Source organism: Aquimarina sp. I32.4, from assembly GCF_002924285.1.
Lineage (GTDB): Bacteria > Bacteroidota > Bacteroidia > Flavobacteriales > Flavobacteriaceae > Aquimarina.
This window is the reverse complement of record NZ_PGUB01000057.1, coordinates 1-17,513: the sequence shown is the minus strand read 5'-3', so window position 1 is coordinate 17,513 and position 17,513 is coordinate 1. Positions and strand designations below refer to the sequence as shown.

Genomic DNA, 17,513 nt, shown 5'->3' with positions numbered 1-17,513 from the left:
ATATTTTCCCTCACTTAATTGTGTTCTTTTACTATATAAAGGTATCTGTAATGCTTATAAGTTCATTACTTATATATACCTAATTTTACTTATATTCCTTATTACTTACCTTATATGACGACTATGTTTTAAAATAGTTACATACTTATTATATGGTACAAAAATAGTTTCTTTTTTATAGTACCCTAATTTCAACATAAAAAAAGAGATCACGTTACGTGATCTCTTAATGTAATATTATAGGTAAGTTCCTGGTATTGATTAACTTTTAATTTCCTGCTAATAATACATAAGAATCTGTTACAGGAGATACACTATAATCTTTTATATTTTTTGTGTTTTTCAAATGCTTCTCTGCTTCTTTAAATGCGGTTTCTAAGGCACTTAATTTTGAATTTTGACTGACTACGATAGTTTTTGATATTGTATTACCATTCCTATACTCTATTGTTATTTTCCACTTCTTTATAGAGTGAACATTCTTATTGGCTGATGTTCTTTCTTTAGCTTTTTTCTTACGCTCAATTTTTTCTTTACTTCCAAAAAAAGGTTCAGTTTTTAAAGGAGTTGCGCTCACCATAGATACGCAAAACATTACTGTTGCTAATAAAAGTTTCATAATTAGATGATTTGATTTGTATGCAACGAATATACAAACATATTTTTAATATACAAGTATTTTTTTAATAAAAATTTATTTGATTAATCAAATGTTATATGTATGTTTGCGATATGATAAACAGGAAACTAAAAAAGCTCCTTAAAAAAAGTAAAGGAGCTAAGACGGTATATGGTATATCAAAAGCTTTAGGAGTAAGTCCGCAGGCAGGTGATTATGTTGTGAAGCGAAAAGATCTTGTAAAAGATTTTGAAAGACTGCAAAAAATTGCCAACTATATGGATGTTGATATAAAAGATATTATTGATTATAAGGATCAATAAAATTCTAAATACAAACTTGATAAGTCTTTTTTTTAGAATACCCCTAAATTATTTTGATATAGTATTATCTCACCTCGTATGTTACGAGGTTTTTGCAGTATATTTTTTTTCAACCTATATGAAAATATAAAAGCCCCTGGAGATCCAGAGGCTTTTACTATATTTTTGAAAATTCTATTTGATTACCTCGTAATCATAATTTTTTTGGTAATCATTTTTGTATCTATATCTATTCTCAAGATATAGACACCTTCTGGCAATGAAGAAACATCAATCTTGTTTTCTGATAATTGATTCTCCATTACTGTTTGACCGATATAATTGATAATCTTGAATGATAAAGTATTTTTAACATGTTTTGTCTGTACAAATAAGATTCCGTCTTTCACAGGATTTGGATATACCGATATATCACTATTATATTTTCTTATAGTTCCCCCTTCTTTTGCAGCTGGAGTTGCACTTATATTTACAGTATAATCTTCTACTTCACCGTATGTAAATGTTTCACATGCTCCTGGTTCTACATTATATTTCATAGAAACCCTCATTCTGGTTGTGCCTGATAATGTTGTTGCGGGAATATTAAAATTAAAAGATTGATTTGCACTACTATTTGATTGATTCGATACTATTTGTTCTGTGGCTTCAAAGCTACCGTTCTGATTATAATCTATCCATACACTCCAATATTCTCTATATGCTGTATTTGTAAATCCTGCACTTACTATAATGGTGTTTGCCCCATATCCTATATTTGCCACTAGATTAGTAAAATCACCATACCCTGAATTTGCTGTTGTTGTATTCGATATTTCACCCAATTCTACATAATCAATATATTCATAGCTTACATTATTTCCTTTGGATACACAATATGAAATAGCCTGATCTAATGTAGTTGCATTAATTATAGCACTATGAGCAGAGACATTTCCTGCTACATCTTTTGCTTTTACAGAAAACGTATATGCTGTATTAGGGCTTAATCCTGTAACAGTATAATTTGTATTTGTTACTGTAGTTAATAAAGTTGCTCCTTGATATATTTCATATCCAGATACCCCAATATTATCTGTAGATGAATTCCATAAAAGTCCAATGCTAGTAGACGTAATAGATGATGTGGTTAGATTTGTAGGAACAGAAGGCGGTTCTGTATCCGGTGTAGAAGATTTTATAGTAATGTTATCTATAGCCATATCACTTCTAAAACCTGTTCCTGTAACTCCCTTAAATTGTAATTTGATCACAGACCCAGCATATGCACTAAGATCAACAGTTGCTGTGTTCCATATATTTCCTAAATTACCACTCTTGCTCCATAATGAAGTATACGTACCGCCATCATTTGTACTGATTAAGACTTCTAACATCCCCATTTGACTACCATACATATGATACCCAAATTCTAAAGAAATTCCTGACAAAACTCCTAAATCAATACAAGGACTCTCAAGAAGTGCTGTTTTATTAGGGCTACCAGAGGATGAAGCTTCTGTATAGAGGTAAAAAGCTCCTTCTTGACCAGTAGAAGGGCCTGTTGATGAAGAAGAAGTTCCTCCAGAATCTCTTGTCCAGTTTATATCATCCCCTGACACATTGGTCCAAAGCCCTAAACCTGCCTCAAAGCTTTCTATATATGGAAATGAATTTATTCCTGTACAAGTAGGAGTACTGAGTGTTGTAAAGTTTGTAGATGTACTATATGGAGAACTAGTTCCTCCAGCACAATTACTTCTTACTTGAGATTCATAAGAAGTGTTCGCTACCAAACCTGTAATAGTAATCGTATTTGTAGTAGACGATACGCTTACCCAATTAGCACTACCTATCACACGGTATCTTATATCATATGTGGCTCCTGAGCTTGTATTCCAGCTTAATGTAGCAGTTGTAGGTTGAATATTTGAAGCTACCAATCCTGTAGGTGCCACACCTCCTATTGGAGTTAATTGTACATTCTTGATTACAGTAGCATAATCTGCTACGGTTACTCCTGTAAGTGTAAGCGACTCATAACAAGCGGCCTCAAACAAAAGATCATATGTTCCTGCTTTTATAGGTCTATAATAATCTCCTTCTGGTAATTCTGTGGGAGTCCATGTTTCATAACTTTCTTTACCTATTACAGTAATTTTTGCTTGTATAGGCTGATTTGTTACCACATCTGTAACTACCCCTCTGATGCCATAATTTACTTGTTTTAAAAAAGAAATTAACGCTTCTTTATTATAATTCCAAAAGTTTACTAATTGATTTGCTGGCGGAGTCTTATTGGTTGATAATTCAACAGTTATTTCTTTTCCTTTTTGATTATATATTTGGTAGTCTTGCCTTCCTCCTTGTACTTCATACCATGCAAAACCATTGGTAATTCCATTGTTTATATCATCAAAATACCCTGCTGGACTATTGGCTTGACAGTGATTTCTATACTCTTCAGAAACATGTACAAAATAATCTTCATCAGGATGTGCTCCTGCATACGTATCCCAAGGGTAATTAACCAGCTCTATTCCTCCATGAAAATTTGCTGATAACACAAAGTGTTGAGCATCTGCAAAATTCATAAATGCAATTGTTTCCGTCTGGTATGTATTGCCATCAGGGTGAGCTCCATCATCAGGATCTGGATAATTCCTATTTAAATCTACATTATTAGCATTTCCTCGAGTAGCATTGGCTACAGATGTATTATTAGGACTATTACGAAAAGTGCCATCTGGATTTGCCAAAGGATTAACCCAAACTTCATTGTTATCTAATAAATTCTTGATTTCAGTATGTTTAGGATGTGCAGTATTAGAATAAGCGTCTAGTAAATAATCAATAAGATTAAGCATCATAGGATATCCTGCAATTTCATCTCCATGCATAGACGAGGTATACATTACCCGCGGTTCTTGCTCATTAAGATTTACATTGTCTGACAGTTTCACAAATAATAAAGATTTATCTCCTTCCGTAGTAGCACCAATATTCTCTACTTTACACAGAGTTGGATAATTGATAGCAAAATCATTCATCATTGTCTCATAATCTGAATAAGTTGGATATGCTGTAAGTGGAAATGTAGTTGCTTTACCTGCTAAATCCGAAGTCATAGTTCTATACCCTATAATATTATCTTCTGTAGTAACAGTAAAAGGAATATTTTTTTGCAAAAAGGAAGAGAATTGATTTTTATTAGCCATTACTTTGACCGTATTTGTGTTTTCATCATAATGTACAATAGCTAATTCTTTACTTATAATGTTTAATTGTGATTTTTGAGTAATTGTAAAATCAAAGATTACTTCTCCCTTTAGATTTAAATACTCTTTGGCGAGCTCTTTATTACTTTTTTGTGCATAAAGAGAAATACTGATGATGCACGACATCACCAGCATAAAGATGGTACTTTTTTTCATTGGTTTTAAGAATAGTTTAAGTTGAGTTAATTAATGAATTAACATAAAAAATATTAAGATAATTTGTATAATCTATTGTACCTAAAGATAATAAATTCATCCAGAAACAAATATTAAAAATAAATAAGCAGTAAAAGATGAATCTTATCCGATAATAAAAAGGGGTATTTAATCTACAAATATTCGATCTTATTCTTCTAGCACAAATACTTGTCATGTTCCGTATGAATATGTGGATTTACTCACTAAGTGAGATTTTAATACTTCGAAATTAAAGGTTTGTTTCAAACAAATACTTCATAGGGTTAGCCCGAAGTAGTTTATTTTTATCTTTTACTCAAAATCAACTTTAGTAGATGAACAATATTTAGAAAATGGTAGTTTAAGTAATTTCCTAATATTTGTAGTTGAATTAATATCGGTATAACTATCAATACCATACACTAAATGATTGTTAGATATTTTGGAATATATTATAAAAACCCTGTCCCAAATAGAAAAAATATTCCCATAATTAGTATCTGTATAAGGTAATTTATAATGGTAATGTACCTTATGCATATTTGGCGAAACAATAACCCAGCTAAGGGCTGTATCTACTTTTTTAGGTAAAGAAATATTTGCATGATTAAATTGTGACAATAGTACTGATAGAGATTGGTACAACATAATTACCCCAATTGGTACTCCAGCAATAAAAACCGCTAGTGTAGTAAACAAAAAACGAATAACACTTTCTCCTGGATGATGCCAATTGGCTGTAGTAGTATCAACATGGTTATCAGTATGATGCACCAAATGAAACATCCATAATGGTCTTATCATATGTTGAATATAATGTGCTAACCAAATCAAGTAATGCTACACCTAATAATACTGTAGCCCAAGTTGGTAACACCAACCATTGTAGCACTCCAAACTTATGATCTACTGCCCAATTACTTGTTTTAAGCAAGATAAATGCCAACAAGAAATTGATAATTATAGTAGTTAATGTAAAAAATAAATTAGGCCATGCATGTTTAAATTTCTTGTACCTAAACCTAAATAATGGTGCACTATACTCTATAAGCCAAAAAAAGGAAATCCCTCCTACTAGAATAAAACTACGGTACGAAGAAGGTATCGTTTCAAAATAATCAAGAATAGTTTGCATTTACGTAAAGTATTCTATTTTTGATAATTACACAATTGTTTCTTTAAATTTTAGGTTAAATTACAACAAAACAACAAATAGGCAACTAAAAAGTTGCTTATTTAAAAAATACTAGTAATTTAGCAACCATAAAGTTGCGTATTAATTTTAAAATAAACATTATGAAAGACTTAATCACAAAGGAAAGAATATTCAATCATCCCATAGAAAAAGTTTGGAATGCAATCACCAATGCTTCAGAAATTTCAACTTGGTTTTTGCAAGCCGATTTCAAGGCAGAAAAAGGGTATCAGTACACTTTTATTTCTACAAAAAAAGAATGCTCTCCTATCGAAGGAGAAGTAAAAAAAGCAGATCCCTATACATTGGTTTATTCCTGGATTGTAAAAGAGGCTCCTGTAGAAACCACAGTAAAGTGGATTTTGGAAGAAATTGAAGGTGGTACCAAATTATATCTTGAACATTCAGGAATATCAAACTACAAAGGAGAGACTGCTATCGAAATGTTTAGTAGTTTTACCAACGGATGGGATCATTGTATCTCTGGTCTGTTTGATTACCTAAAACAAACTATTCATGCACAATAACATTACCACAATATTAAAAGCTATTGCAGATCCTACTAGACGCGAAATATTTCATGCTTTGGTAATATCTGCAACTGCTTTACCAATAACTCAAATATCTGATCAGTTTGAAATCAGCAGACAAGGTATTACCAAACATTTAAAAACTTTAGAAAACGCTGGGTTAATTCATATAAACACTAATGGAAGAGAACGGTATTGCTATGCTGACACACACCCTTTGAAAGAAGTAAATCAATGGTTAAAAACCTATGAAGAATTTTGGAATGATACTTTAGATAATTTAAATATGTATTTAGATAAAAGTTAATCTTTTTAATTGAAAGTATTTTTCACTTATAACTGTCATAGAGAATCATCTAAATTTGTATTTCACTCAGTTTCTAAGTACATTGCTTCTCACAAAGAAACTTAATATCAGCATCTTATGAAAAACACAAACAAACTCCCTGTGTGGTTTTGGGTTATAGGTATCATAGCATTATTATGGAATATTATGGGAGTAATGGCTTATGTTGGTCAGGCTTTTATAACTGATGAAGCATTGACTCGTTTACCAGAAAATGAACAAAATTTTTATAAAAACACTCCTATTTGGGTCACTGCTGCTTTTGCAATAGCTGTATTCGCAGGTACTTTAGGATGTATTGCTTTATTAGTAAGAAAAAAATGGGCTTCTTTTCTTTTTATAACATCACTAGTAGGTGTTTTAGGGCAAGCAGTATACAATTTCTTTATACAAGATTATATAGCACTATCAGGAAGTAGAGTTATAATGCCATGTATTGTTATTGTGGTTGCTTTTTTTCTAGTTTGGTTTGCAAAAAAATCACAATCCAATCTTTGGATTTCTTAATAGTTAGATTTTTTTAAACAAACTACATCGAGGCAAACCCATGAAGTATTTGTTTGAAACAAGCTTCGGAATATTAAAATCTCATTTTATGAGCAAGAATATTACTCTTTAACTACAATCAATGTAGCTTTGACCCCAGTGGTAAGATTCCATTCATTACTAGTTATAAGACTACCTCGGTCATCATAAAGTTGAAACTCTGCAGTATTAGGACCGGACTCTCCTTGGTTTAATGCTTCTATATCTATTTTATTAAACCCTTTTATCAAATCAATACCTATCCCTTTAAAATCACCACCTAAAAATACTTTTGAAACAATCATCGTATCATTAAGATAAATTCTAACTACATCACCATCTACATATTCATGATCCCTATATAATAATCTAACGAATTCTCCTTTGCTTTTAAAATCTCCAAAATATTGATCACTTTTATATGCTTCTTTAATCTCTTTATCTTTTGTAAACCATTTAGGAGTTTTTTCTATTTCAGGTTCAAAAAAGCCAGTATTACCCTTCATATTAAAATTAGGTTCATTTCGATCATATTCTCCTAACTTTTTTGAAGAATCGTGTAATAAAGGAGAAGATTCTGGTTCTGAGGTTAATATCCCACCAGATAATCCAGATGGTACCGTATTATTAATATTACCACCCAAAGCAGGTAATGTATTCTCTATCTGTGCATACATTACTATACCACAACATAAAAATAAAAGTAAAAATAAGTAAGTTTTCATAACATATTCATATTCCACCATCGATATACAAAGGTAATTATTAAAGCCTAAGGATCATAAATTACATTATATCTTTTTTATTGATCAATCGCATTTACCTATAAAGACCCTATTAATTCTTAATAATTACACATAATTGTTGAGTTATTCTAGTAATCAAAAAAAAACACACTAACAAACTTGTATGATGAGTGGGATATTTCTTACTTTGTTATTAAAAATGATATGATTCATTATTTAATAGAAGGAACACTTCTTGTTGGGCTTCTTTTTTTGTGGTTTATCTACAAAAGGAACAGTAAAAAGCTTGGTAAAAAAAACATCGAACTACAGCAAAAAGCTAACGAACAATTTCGTTTACAGCAAGATTTTATCTCTACTCTTAGCCAAGAGTTAAGAACTCCTTTATATGGTATTATGGGATTAACTAATCTCATAGAAGAAGAATATCCTGAAATCAAAAATGGTAAAAATCTCAAATCTCTAAAGTTTTCTGGAGATTATCTTTTTACATTGATAAATAATGTACTTCATGTAAATTTTTTGGACTCGAAAGAAATGACCGTTCAGAACACCTTGTTTAATTTAAAAGAGGTTACTCAAAATCTAATTAATTCATTTGGTTATGCTACCGAAAATAGTGATAACATACTTCATTTTGAATTTGACTCTAAAATAGATTATATGGTTTATGGAGATGCTGCTATTATTTCGCAAATCCTTATGAACTTAATAAGTAATTCACTACGTTATACAAAAAACGGAGATGTAAATTTTTTGGTTGGTTTAAATAAGAAAGTTGAAAATACAGCCACTATTCATTTCAAAATTAATCATAATGGTTATAATATCTCTAAAGAAGATGAAAAATCCATTTATCAAGAATTTATTAATACAGAAAACACCAAAGAATCTTTTCTTGGTACTGGAATTAATTCAAAAATCATCAATCGCCTTGCTAAGGCTATAGGTGGTGAAATTGTAATAAAAAATAATGCTCATTCGGGTTCTGAATATATCTTGATTATGGACTTTGAATTTCAACAACAACCAACAAGTAATGGGATTAAGAAGGTTATTTTTGATGATTCTCTACAATCTACCAATTACAAGGTTTTAATTGTAGATGATAACAAACTAAATCTTCTTGTAGCCGACAAAATATTATCTAAAGAACAATTTGACTGTACCACTATTGATAATGGTTTTGATGCAATAGATCTTGCCAAAGAAAATGAATATGATATTATACTTATGGATATCAATATGCCAAGACTGAATGGGATTGGAACCACCAAAAGAATAAGGAAATTCAATACATCAACTCCTATCATTGCACTTACTGCTGTAGATGTTACTCAATTAAACAGACAAATTGTAAGAGCTGGGCTCAATGACTATATTTTAAAACCTTATAACAAAAATCATTTATTAGAAATGATTCATAAATACATAAATAGTTCTTCTGTAAAAGAAAGTTAATATATAATTATTTGTTGTCCAATTCTCAAAATAGAATTATGTCGTAAAGAATTTGTTTTACATATTTCAGAAATTGCTAATCCATATTTATTTGCTATACGAGAAAGTGTATCTCCCTTTTTCACAGTATAAATCTTCTTTTTCTCTTCTTCTGCCTTTGCAATATCATCCTTTGTTTTATAAACCACTATTTTACTCATACGCGTAGACCGATGGTATCTTGGGGTAACCCACCTTTTGGTCACCATAAGCGTATCTGATCGTATTTTTCTATCTTCTGTAAATTCAAATAAATATTCTGGATTGATTCCTTTGCCATGGTACCGTACTTCTAGATGCAAATGACTACCTCTAGCATTTCCAGTAACCCCTCCTTCACCAATCATTTGACCTTTTTTTACATTGTCATTTTCTTTTACTATTGTTTTAGAAAGATGTGCATAGACCGTTTCTAATCCATTATGATGTCGTACCACTATAGTATTACCATACCCACCATGATATCCTACATATCGTATTTTACCATCTAATATTGTTTTCACAGTATCTCCTACTTGAAGATCAATATCTATACCTTTATGAGCACGCCCTCTTCTCCATCCAAAACGAGAAGTAATTACCATTTTACCAGAAACTGGTGGTGAGAAATCTTTTTCATCAAATTCTAATTGAAAAGGAAAACTAAGATGTTCATCCCAATATGGGTTAAAATTCAAGGTATCCCATTTAGTATTATATGTTTCCATATGGTCAGATAAAATATCTTCTACAGGAAACTCTTTAGTTTTTCTTGGGTAGATAGGCAAACATATTATTTTACCTTCTAATACCATCTTTTTATAATCAATTACTTTATTCTCTTCTTGTGTTACCGTTTCTTGACCAGAGATCACAAAAAAGGATATAAATAACAAACAACAGGATACAAACCTTTTTTTCATTAAAAACATCTAATTATTATACATTTTATCAATTCAAAACAATTTAGGGCTGTATCAATTCTACTTTATATAAAACTGCTAAAATAACATGTTGTTACAAAAAAAACATAGATTACATTAGTAATTCATACAATCAACAGCCTAACAAAACTTTTATTTTTTTGAATATCAAACAGTTATTTGCTTATAAAAAAACACCATTTCTATATAGTTTTTCAGCCTTTATTTTCCAGATGCAATATTAACACTTTTTAAGAAATTGATATGAAAATATTAATAATTATTAAAACAATAAATCTCTCAAGTCACAGTTAGATAAAAACTAATTATTAATTAAATAACCATGAAAAGACTATCCACGTTAATTGTAATGTCAGGAGCATTGATTATGACATCTTGTGTATCAAAAAAGAAGTATGTTGCTTTAGAACAAGAATTACAGGAAACACGTAGTACGCTACAAAAAACTGCAGTAGAGAAAGATGAACTAGAAGATAAATTTGCGAAGATTGAATCTAGAGTAGCTGACTATAATGCAAAAATCAACTCTTTGAAAGATGAAAATAACGAAAAAATGGTACTGGTAGATGGTGGTGTAGCCGCAATATCTAACAATACTAAAGAAAAAATGAAAGCTACATTGGCTAAAGTTGATCAGCAAAAATTACAAAATGCTACTTCTTTAAAAGATTCAATGAATCTTGCTGTATCTTATAATTTAAAAAATTCTTTATCTGATGATTTAAAAAATGATGAAGATATCTCAATAGATATAGACAACACTGTAGTAATGATTTCTATCTCTGATAAAATGTTATTCAATAGTGGTAGTTATAGAGTTAGCAGTAAAGCAGATAACATACTAAAGAAATTAGCAGAAGTTATCAATTCTGAGCCAAGCTTAGAAGTTATGGTAGAAGGTCATACTGACTCTAGAACAATTAGCAATGCTGTCGTACAAGACAACTGGGACTTAAGTGTAAAAAGAGCAACATCTATTATTAGAAAATTACAATCTTCTTATAGTGTTGACCCTGCAAAATTAATTGCATCTGGTAGAAGTAGTTATAAGCCATTGGTAGAAAATGATTCTAAAGAAAATATGGCGATTAACAGACGTACAAGAATTGTCTTATTACCAAATATGGATAAGTTTTTTGCTATGTTGTCTTCTAACTAGTATAAGAAAAACATATTTTTAAACATATAAAAAGCGGGATAAGTTTTATATTTATCCCGCTTTTCTATTGCTTCATTTTAAACCTTTTTGTAGTTCTGCTATCTTATTTATAAATCAAAATTATAGATACTATGAAAAGTCTTACATTACCACGATTTTCTTTCTTCTTATCCATCTTAACTATTCTACTTATAAGTAGTAGCTTCACAACTACCAGAATTGATTGGAAACATTTGGGATCAAGAACTGTTAATTATAAGTTAGATAAAGACGTAATAAAACTAACTGCCAAAGAAGGAAGCTTTAGGAAATTAAAAATTAAAATTACAGGTGGATCTCTTACAATGCATAAAATGGTAGTTCAATACGGGAATGGAAAAAAAGATATCATCCAATTAAAACATAATTTTTCAAGAAAAAGTGAAACAAGAATTATTGATTTAAAAGGAAACAAACGTATTATTAGAAATATCACTTTTATTTATGATACTAAAAAGTCATCAATAAAAAAGGCGAAAATTCATGTTTTTGGTAAACATTGAAATCAGAATAAGGTTGAATACATTTTTTAGCATCTAGTAATCAACCTTATTATTAATTTTATATAGGGTTTAATCCAACAGATAATAGCCACATTTCAAGTAAGCTCCCTCAGGAAAAGAAATAGGATGATCTATATCATGATTCGTTTTTTCGAGTATCGTAAAACTTCTTCCAGATGTAAGTATATTTTCTTCAGAGATTTCAAAAAATTCATCCGCCAAGACTCGTGAAGAACAAGAAGCTAAAACCAATATTCCGTTTGATGACACTAATTTTGCTCCTAATTCAGCTAATCTAGCATAACTAATTTTAGCTTTATGAATTTCGCTTTCTCTTTTTGCAAATGATGGTGGGTCTATTACAATAATATCAAACTTTTGATCAGTTTCTAATAACGTTTGTAATCCTATAAAAGCATCAATTGCCATTATTTCATGTGATCCCTTATGATTATTTAAATCGACATTACCTTTTGCCATATCCAAAGCTTGCTTGCTAATATCAAGACTCACTACTCTTTTTGCTCCTCCTGTTAATGCATGAACAGAAAAACCTCCTGCGTATGAAAAAACATCAAGAACAGTTTTATCACCAGCCAGCTCCCCTACTCTTTTTCTATTATGACGATGGTCTAAAAAATATCCGGTTTTATGCCCCTTAATTACATTGGCAGAAAACAAAACACTATGTTCTTTAAAAATGACCACCTCATTTTCAAGAGTACCATAAATCACTTGACCATCCTTAAAACCAAATACTTCTCCTTGTGATTGCAACAACCTACTCAACCTAATAACAATACAATCACAATTTGTAATATCAATCAAGGATTGGATAATCCAATTAAGGTATGGAAACCATATATGCGAATACAATTTGATAACCAAAACCTTATCATATACATCAGCAATAAAACCAGGCATATAGTCATTTTCTCCAAATAACAATCGATAACTATTAGTGTCTGTTTCTAACAAAGGTTTTCTCTGGTCATATGCATTAGAAATAGTGTCTTCAAACCATTCTGTATTGATCTGTGCAGTTTTTCCAAATTGAATTAATTTAATTCGTATAGGAGAATATGGATCATACAGCCCACAAGCTAAAAACCCATTCTTTTTGGTATCATATACAATTACTAAATCTCCAGCTTCTCCTTCTACATTTTGCTTGATAATACTATCTTCAAAAATCCAAGGGTGCTTCCTTTTTATCATCTTCTCTGCAGATGGCCTTAGCTTAATAGCAATTCTTTTTGTCTTTATATCTGGAACAATCTTCATCTTCTGCAAGAATAATAATTATTTTCCTCACATATGGTAATCCATGTTATTATTAATTAAAAAAAACAAACTCATAAAAAATAAAGAGAACTCTATATTGCACAAATAAAAAGCACTTATCTCAAGAAGTATCAAGATAAGCGCCCTACATGTACCGTTAAAACTAATTTACTTATACTTACTAGACGCCCATGTATGAATTTTGTTACACAACAAAATAAAAAAACATAATTAGATATTATTTTCTCAAAAAAAATAATTTACATCTAATCCTTAACATATTTATAAAATTAAATATATACATTTGTAGAATGAATACTCAAAGAATACTTGAAATAAATAAGGCTTTATCCAACTCTACTCGTTTAGATATTCTTAAATGGTTAAAAGACCCTGAAGTACATTTTCCTCCCCATAAGGATTTAGGGCATTTTGATGATGGCGTATGTGGTCTTTTTATAAAAAATAAATCTGGATTATCACAGCCTACCATATCACATTATCTCACAGGTATGCAAAAAGCTGGTTTACTCACTACAACGAGACATGGTAAATGGACATATTTTAAAAGAAACGAAGGGATTATCAAAGAATTTCTAACTGCAATGCAAAAAAAATTATAAAAAATTTGAAATTACATATTTATAAAATTAAATATATAATAATATAAATTAAAGTAAAAAATTCAATTATAAGTTTATGAAAATATTAATTATAAGCGCAACAGGAATGATTGGATCAGCAGTATACAACACTCTAAAAGAACAGTATAGTGAGGTATTTGGCGCTCATAGAAATAGTGTATCTTATCCTATAGATATTACGAACAAGAGCTCTATAGAGAAACTTTTTAAAAATTTACCAAAATTAGATGCTGTAATTAATGCAGCAGGCACAGCTGTTTGGAAACCTTTTTCTGAACTGTCAGAACAAGATTATTATACAGGAATTCGTAGTAAATTAATGGGGCAAATTAATCTAGTACACATTGCTCAAGAGTATCTTAATGACAGTGCCTCTATAACATTGACAACAGGTATTCTAGCAGAACACTATGAACCCAACACCACGGCATTATCATTTATCTATGGTGCAATACACAGCTTTATAAACACCGTATCAAATGAATTGAAACGTGGAATTCGTCTTAATGCCGTCGCTCCAGGAGCTATTGCAGGAGATTTCCCTAATAATCAAAAGTTCGCAGGTCATTTTCCTGTAACTATCCAGGACGTAGTAGCATGTTACAAACAACTACTTATAAATAAAAGCACAGGTACTATTTATAAAAAATACTAAAACCAAAATTCATGAAAATTCCAATTTATCAAATCGACGCTTTTACTCAAAAGTTATTTGGTGGCAATCCCGCAGCTGTATGTCATTTACCACATTGGTTAGATGACCAAACATTACAAAATATCGCAATAGAAAATAATTTGGCTGAAACAGCTTACTTTGTAAAAAAAGATGAAATCTATGAGATTAGATGGTTTATGCCTCATGATGAGATTGATTTATGCGGTCATGCCACTCTTGCATCTGCTTATGTAATTTTTAACTATATAGATCCATCTATTACAGAAATTACATTCTCTTCAAAAAGCGGCCTTCTAAAAGCTAAAAAAGAAGATAACGGAGCCATAACCTTAGATTTCCCTTCTAGACCCCCTGTTGCTATAGAAATACCTTCACAGGTACATAAAGCTCTTAATGTAAAACCTTTATCAACTTATGCCGCACGCGATTTAATCATAACACTTTCATCAGAAAAAGAAATATTAAACGCTACTCTTGATCTAAATTTATTAAAAGAGCTTCCTTATTTATGCATTATAATTACCGCAAAAGGGCAAGATGTTGATTTTGTTTCTCGTGTGTTTGATGCCAATGCTACTATTCTGCCAGAAGATCCTGTGACTGGATCTGCACATGCCTCTCTAGTGCCTTTTTGGGCAGAAAAACTTAACAAAACAAAACTTCTGGCCCAACAATTATCTACAAGAAGAGGAGAAATACAGTGTGCTATAAAAGGTGATCGTGTGTTTCTTAGTGGTTATTCTGTTCCGTATTTAATTGGAGAAATAGATATCTAATACTTTTTAGGATCTAAGATTAGTCCATAAACAATTGATTGATCTTAGATCTTAATTTTCGCTTATAATCCTCTTCTAGCCAATCTCTATAGTTTTTTGTGCTTTTACTAATACAATATGAATACCGGCGTACACGATATTCTATGTCTTGATCCAACAGTTTACTCAAAATTCGAGCATCAAAAACATCTTCACTATTTTGCACACACATCTTTGCATGTTGAGTTATAGAATTATCAAGAACTGTAAGACTTCTCAATCCATATTTTTTTGTCCTCGCATATTCTTCTTCAATATCAAAATCAATATCTTCAGATTTTGAAAACTCTTTTCTTAATTCTTCAGGAAGTACATACTTGAAGTTTCTTTCTATCTCTTCATCTCCCACCAAATTATCATAATAAAAATCAGGAGATTTAAATATAGATTGCCAATCTACCTCTGAATTCCACAATCCAAATCTTGCCGTATTATTACCCAAATCAAGAATAGCAAATTCTTGTTTTGAAGGAAGAATACGTGACCCCCTACCAATCATCTGAAAATATAACGTAAGAGATTTTGTAGCTCTATTAAGAATAATACTCTCTACAGTAGGCTCATCAAATCCAGTAGTCAAAATACTTACAGAAGTTAATATTGCATCACTAGTCTGTTTGAACCACAATAAAATATCTTCTCGCTCTTGTTTACTGTTTGTATTATCTAAATGACGAATTGGATATCCCGCCTTTTTAAAGGTTTCGTACACATATACAGAAGTATTAATCCCATTATTAAAGATTAGTGTTTTTTTACCTTTAGACCTATCCTCGTAAGCATGTAACAACTTATCTTGCATTAACATGTTTGTATATAAGTCTTCTGAGGATTTTACTGTATAATCACCATTCATACCTATTTTCAATGCTCCTAAGCCCACATCATAAGTATATGTAACAGGTTTTGCAAGAAAACCACTACCAATCAGTGAATTTATAGTATCACCAACAATCAATTCATGGTAATTATCCTTCATTGGTAGCTTCATGTTAGAACTCAGTGGTGTAGCCGTTACCCCAAGTATAAAACAATTCTTAAAAAACCGAAATAGCTTTCTAAATGAATTATAATGTGCCTCATCAATAATAACCATTCCTATATCATACAATTCTTGATGATCCTCATTAAGTCTATTATTAAGAGTTTCGACCATAGCTACAAAACAGGCATATTCATTTTGATCGTCAAGCTCTTTAACAGCACTATTTATAATCTTGTTTTTTACACCAAACTCTGATAACATTTTAGAAGTCTGTCCACACAACTCTATTCGGTGTGTAAGAACAATCACTTTTTTCTGTGTAGTTTCTATATATCTCCTTACAATTTCAGAAAAAATTACAGTTTTCCCTCCTCCTGTAGGAAGTTGATATAATAAATTTTTTTTTTCAGAAAATTCTTCTAACCTACTAAATATCTTATCAATATCTCGTTTCTGATAGTCATATAGTACTTTTTGTTGCTTTTTATCAGTCCCTATAGATCGTGACCCCATGAATATCTCGGTTAAAATAAGCTACAAAATTAAACACTTTAAAAGGTTATACGAAAGAATTAAGGCAATATATTTACTTAAACATAATTTTAAACCCTATCAATATCAATAGAAATTTATATATAGAAGTGATTTAAACTTTTTCGGGTGTACGACAAATTTCCCATTATGCTGCATTTTGGCATAATTGTTTGATCCTGTGTTCTTGTTTGCTTTTATATACTACTCTTAGTTGCGCCATTTGTTGAAAACCTTCCATAGTCCATCGCTGCCCAGATAACTTCAATCGCTGTTGCAGCACATCTTTGTGAGCAGATTCTATGGCTCCCGATCCTATTATCAACCCTTTTTCAATATATTTATGATACTGCATTCTGTCTTTATTTTTACGATAATAGTTGATCAATGTGTTTCTTTTTCCAGTTGTTTTGCGCTGTTCTGGTAATTTTTCAAGTGTTACAATAATGGGGTCAATCCCCTTGGTAAGCATCATTTCTGAGCATGTATCAATCCACTTATATCTTTGTTTTTCATCTTTATAGTAAAGTTTAGCAAATTCGCATAGATGTTCTTTACAATGATAATAATCTACAATCTGTATACTTTCAGGATAGTGTTGTTCTATCCATTTCCAAATCCACCTTGCGCCATCTGCTATAAAGACAAGAGAGTTCAGGTTTTCCAAATGATAATCCATCTTTGTAATGAATTCCTTATAATCCCCTAGATGGGTAACATAGGTAGAGGCTGTCAA

The 17,513-nt window shown here is 30.8% G+C and carries 17 protein-coding genes and 1 pseudogene; 10 read left to right on the top strand and 8 right to left on the bottom strand.

Annotation, left to right across the window (positions count from 1 at the left end; all coding sequences use genetic code 11):
* Positions 1-268 precede the first annotated feature (268 nt).
* Complete coding sequence (locus CVD18_RS13485; RefSeq protein WP_103865967.1) at positions 269-619, bottom strand: hypothetical protein; 351 nt, start codon at positions 617-619, stop codon at positions 269-271.
* A 113-nt stretch (positions 620-732) separates the two neighbouring features.
* Between CVD18_RS13485 and CVD18_RS13480 the strand changes: the two genes are divergently transcribed.
* Positions 733-942, top strand: a complete 210-nt coding sequence (locus CVD18_RS13480) for a helix-turn-helix domain-containing protein (RefSeq protein WP_146052787.1) — start codon at positions 733-735, stop codon at positions 940-942.
* Between the two features lie 182 nt (positions 943-1,124).
* Here CVD18_RS13480 and CVD18_RS13475 read toward each other — a convergent pair whose 3' ends face one another.
* Together CVD18_RS13475 and CVD18_RS13470 are read right to left on the bottom strand one after the other, a co-directional pair.
* Positions 1,125-4,355 carry a M14 family zinc carboxypeptidase gene (locus CVD18_RS13475; RefSeq protein WP_103865965.1) on the bottom strand — a complete coding sequence of 1,077 codons (3,231 nt, stop codon included), beginning with the start codon at positions 4,353-4,355 and terminating at the stop codon, positions 1,125-1,127.
* A gap of 333 nt (positions 4,356-4,688) precedes the next feature.
* Positions 4,689-5,511: pseudogene (locus tag CVD18_RS13470) on the bottom strand (sterol desaturase family protein).
* 161 nt (positions 5,512-5,672) lie between these two features.
* Here CVD18_RS13470 and CVD18_RS13465 point away from each other — a divergent pair.
* The 3 genes from CVD18_RS13465 to CVD18_RS13455 all read left to right on the top strand — a co-directional run bounded on the left by CVD18_RS13465 (position 5,673) and on the right by CVD18_RS13455 (position 6,954).
* Positions 5,673-6,098, top strand: coding sequence for an SRPBCC domain-containing protein (locus CVD18_RS13465; RefSeq protein WP_103865964.1), 426 nt, complete (start codon positions 5,673-5,675; stop codon positions 6,096-6,098).
* On the top strand, positions 6,088-6,408 hold the full coding sequence (locus tag CVD18_RS13460; protein ID WP_103865963.1) for a helix-turn-helix transcriptional regulator: 321 nt from the start codon (positions 6,088-6,090) through the stop codon (positions 6,406-6,408). Before CVD18_RS13465 ends, CVD18_RS13460 begins: the two co-directional genes overlap by 11 nt.
* Positions 6,409-6,525: 117 nt before the next feature.
* Positions 6,526-6,954, top strand: a complete 429-nt coding sequence (locus CVD18_RS13455) for a hypothetical protein (protein WP_103865962.1) — start codon at positions 6,526-6,528, stop codon at positions 6,952-6,954.
* Positions 6,955-7,055: 101 nt separating this feature from the next.
* Here the strand turns inward: CVD18_RS13455 and CVD18_RS13450 are convergent, their stop codons facing one another.
* Complete coding sequence (locus tag CVD18_RS13450) at positions 7,056-7,697, bottom strand: hypothetical protein (protein ID WP_146052786.1); 642 nt, start codon at positions 7,695-7,697, stop codon at positions 7,056-7,058.
* 225 nt (positions 7,698-7,922) lie between these two features.
* Between CVD18_RS13450 and CVD18_RS13445 the strand changes: the two genes are divergently transcribed.
* Complete coding sequence (locus CVD18_RS13445; protein ID WP_103865960.1) at positions 7,923-9,179, top strand: response regulator; 1,257 nt, start codon at positions 7,923-7,925, stop codon at positions 9,177-9,179.
* Here CVD18_RS13445 and CVD18_RS13440 read toward each other — a convergent pair.
* Positions 9,176-10,120, bottom strand: a complete 945-nt coding sequence (locus tag CVD18_RS13440; protein WP_158250459.1) for a peptidoglycan DD-metalloendopeptidase family protein — start codon at positions 10,118-10,120, stop codon at positions 9,176-9,178. The two genes, CVD18_RS13445 and CVD18_RS13440, sit on opposite strands and share 4 nt — an antisense overlap.
* Positions 10,121-10,463: 343 nt before the next feature.
* Here CVD18_RS13440 and CVD18_RS13435 point away from each other — a divergent pair, with 343 nt between their 5' ends.
* The gene (locus tag CVD18_RS13435) at positions 10,464-11,300 is read left to right on the top strand and encodes an OmpA family protein (RefSeq protein ID WP_103865958.1); all 837 of its coding nucleotides are present in this window, start codon (positions 10,464-10,466) and stop codon (positions 11,298-11,300) included.
* Between the two features lie 131 nt (positions 11,301-11,431).
* The gene (locus CVD18_RS13430) at positions 11,432-11,842 is read left to right on the top strand and encodes a DUF2541 family protein (RefSeq protein ID WP_103865957.1); all 411 of its coding nucleotides are present in this window, start codon (positions 11,432-11,434) and stop codon (positions 11,840-11,842) included.
* Positions 11,843-11,911: 69 nt separating this feature from the next.
* On the opposite strand, the gene CVD18_RS13425 is transcribed toward CVD18_RS13430, so the two are convergent.
* Positions 11,912-13,126, bottom strand: coding sequence for a class I SAM-dependent rRNA methyltransferase (locus tag CVD18_RS13425; protein ID WP_103865956.1), 1,215 nt, complete (start codon positions 13,124-13,126; stop codon positions 11,912-11,914).
* A 311-nt stretch (positions 13,127-13,437) separates the two neighbouring features.
* Between CVD18_RS13425 and CVD18_RS13420 the strand changes: the two genes are divergently transcribed.
* The 3 genes from CVD18_RS13420 to CVD18_RS13410 all read left to right on the top strand — a co-directional run bounded on the left by CVD18_RS13420 (position 13,438) and on the right by CVD18_RS13410 (position 15,222).
* On the top strand, positions 13,438-13,749 hold the full coding sequence (locus CVD18_RS13420; RefSeq protein WP_103865955.1) for a helix-turn-helix transcriptional regulator: 312 nt from the start codon (positions 13,438-13,440) through the stop codon (positions 13,747-13,749).
* Positions 13,750-13,825: 76 nt separating this feature from the next.
* Positions 13,826-14,425: a short chain dehydrogenase gene (locus CVD18_RS13415; protein WP_103865954.1), complete on the top strand. Its 600-nt coding sequence runs from the start codon at positions 13,826-13,828 to the stop codon at positions 14,423-14,425.
* An 11-nt stretch (positions 14,426-14,436) separates the two neighbouring features.
* Positions 14,437-15,222, top strand: a complete 786-nt coding sequence (locus tag CVD18_RS13410; RefSeq protein WP_103865953.1) for a PhzF family phenazine biosynthesis protein — start codon at positions 14,437-14,439, stop codon at positions 15,220-15,222.
* A 19-nt stretch (positions 15,223-15,241) separates the two neighbouring features.
* On the opposite strand, the gene CVD18_RS13405 is transcribed toward CVD18_RS13410, so the two are convergent.
* Positions 15,242-16,759, bottom strand: coding sequence for a DEAD/DEAH box helicase (locus CVD18_RS13405; RefSeq protein ID WP_103865952.1), 1,518 nt, complete (start codon positions 16,757-16,759; stop codon positions 15,242-15,244).
* Positions 16,760-16,925: 166 nt separating this feature from the next.
* Positions 16,926-17,513, bottom strand: a 588-nt coding sequence (locus tag CVD18_RS13400; protein ID WP_199185062.1) for a UPF0236 family transposase-like protein, incomplete at its 5' end; no start/stop codon positions are given.

What these genes read in the sequence shown, in the direction of transcription:
- CVD18_RS13405 (WP_103865952.1), bottom strand. Translation starts at nt 16,759, where the DNA reads ATGGGGTCACGATCTATAGGGACTGATAAAAAGCAACAAAAAGTACTA.
- CVD18_RS13480 (WP_146052787.1), top strand. Translation starts at nt 733, where the DNA reads ATGATAAACAGGAAACTAAAAAAGCTCCTTAAAAAAAGTAAAGGAGCT.
- CVD18_RS13460 (WP_103865963.1), top strand. Translation starts at nt 6,088, where the DNA reads ATGCACAATAACATTACCACAATATTAAAAGCTATTGCAGATCCTACT.
- CVD18_RS13445 (WP_103865960.1), top strand. Translation starts at nt 7,923, where the DNA reads ATGATTCATTATTTAATAGAAGGAACACTTCTTGTTGGGCTTCTTTTT.
- CVD18_RS13450 (WP_146052786.1), bottom strand. Translation starts at nt 7,697, where the DNA reads ATGAAAACTTACTTATTTTTACTTTTATTTTTATGTTGTGGTATAGTA.
- CVD18_RS13420 (WP_103865955.1), top strand. Translation starts at nt 13,438, where the DNA reads ATGAATACTCAAAGAATACTTGAAATAAATAAGGCTTTATCCAACTCT.
- CVD18_RS13455 (WP_103865962.1), top strand. Translation starts at nt 6,526, where the DNA reads ATGAAAAACACAAACAAACTCCCTGTGTGGTTTTGGGTTATAGGTATC.
- CVD18_RS13425 (WP_103865956.1), bottom strand. Translation starts at nt 13,126, where the DNA reads ATGAAGATTGTTCCAGATATAAAGACAAAAAGAATTGCTATTAAGCTA.
- CVD18_RS13465 (WP_103865964.1), top strand. Translation starts at nt 5,673, where the DNA reads ATGAAAGACTTAATCACAAAGGAAAGAATATTCAATCATCCCATAGAA.
- CVD18_RS13435 (WP_103865958.1), top strand. Translation starts at nt 10,464, where the DNA reads ATGAAAAGACTATCCACGTTAATTGTAATGTCAGGAGCATTGATTATG.
- CVD18_RS13440 (WP_158250459.1), bottom strand. Translation starts at nt 10,120, where the DNA reads ATGAAAAAAAGGTTTGTATCCTGTTGTTTGTTATTTATATCCTTTTTT.
- CVD18_RS13430 (WP_103865957.1), top strand. Translation starts at nt 11,432, where the DNA reads ATGAAAAGTCTTACATTACCACGATTTTCTTTCTTCTTATCCATCTTA.
- CVD18_RS13415 (WP_103865954.1), top strand. Translation starts at nt 13,826, where the DNA reads ATGAAAATATTAATTATAAGCGCAACAGGAATGATTGGATCAGCAGTA.
- CVD18_RS13410 (WP_103865953.1), top strand. Translation starts at nt 14,437, where the DNA reads ATGAAAATTCCAATTTATCAAATCGACGCTTTTACTCAAAAGTTATTT.
- CVD18_RS13485 (WP_103865967.1), bottom strand. Translation starts at nt 619, where the DNA reads ATGAAACTTTTATTAGCAACAGTAATGTTTTGCGTATCTATGGTGAGC.
- CVD18_RS13475 (WP_103865965.1), bottom strand. Translation starts at nt 4,355, where the DNA reads ATGAAAAAAAGTACCATCTTTATGCTGGTGATGTCGTGCATCATCAGT.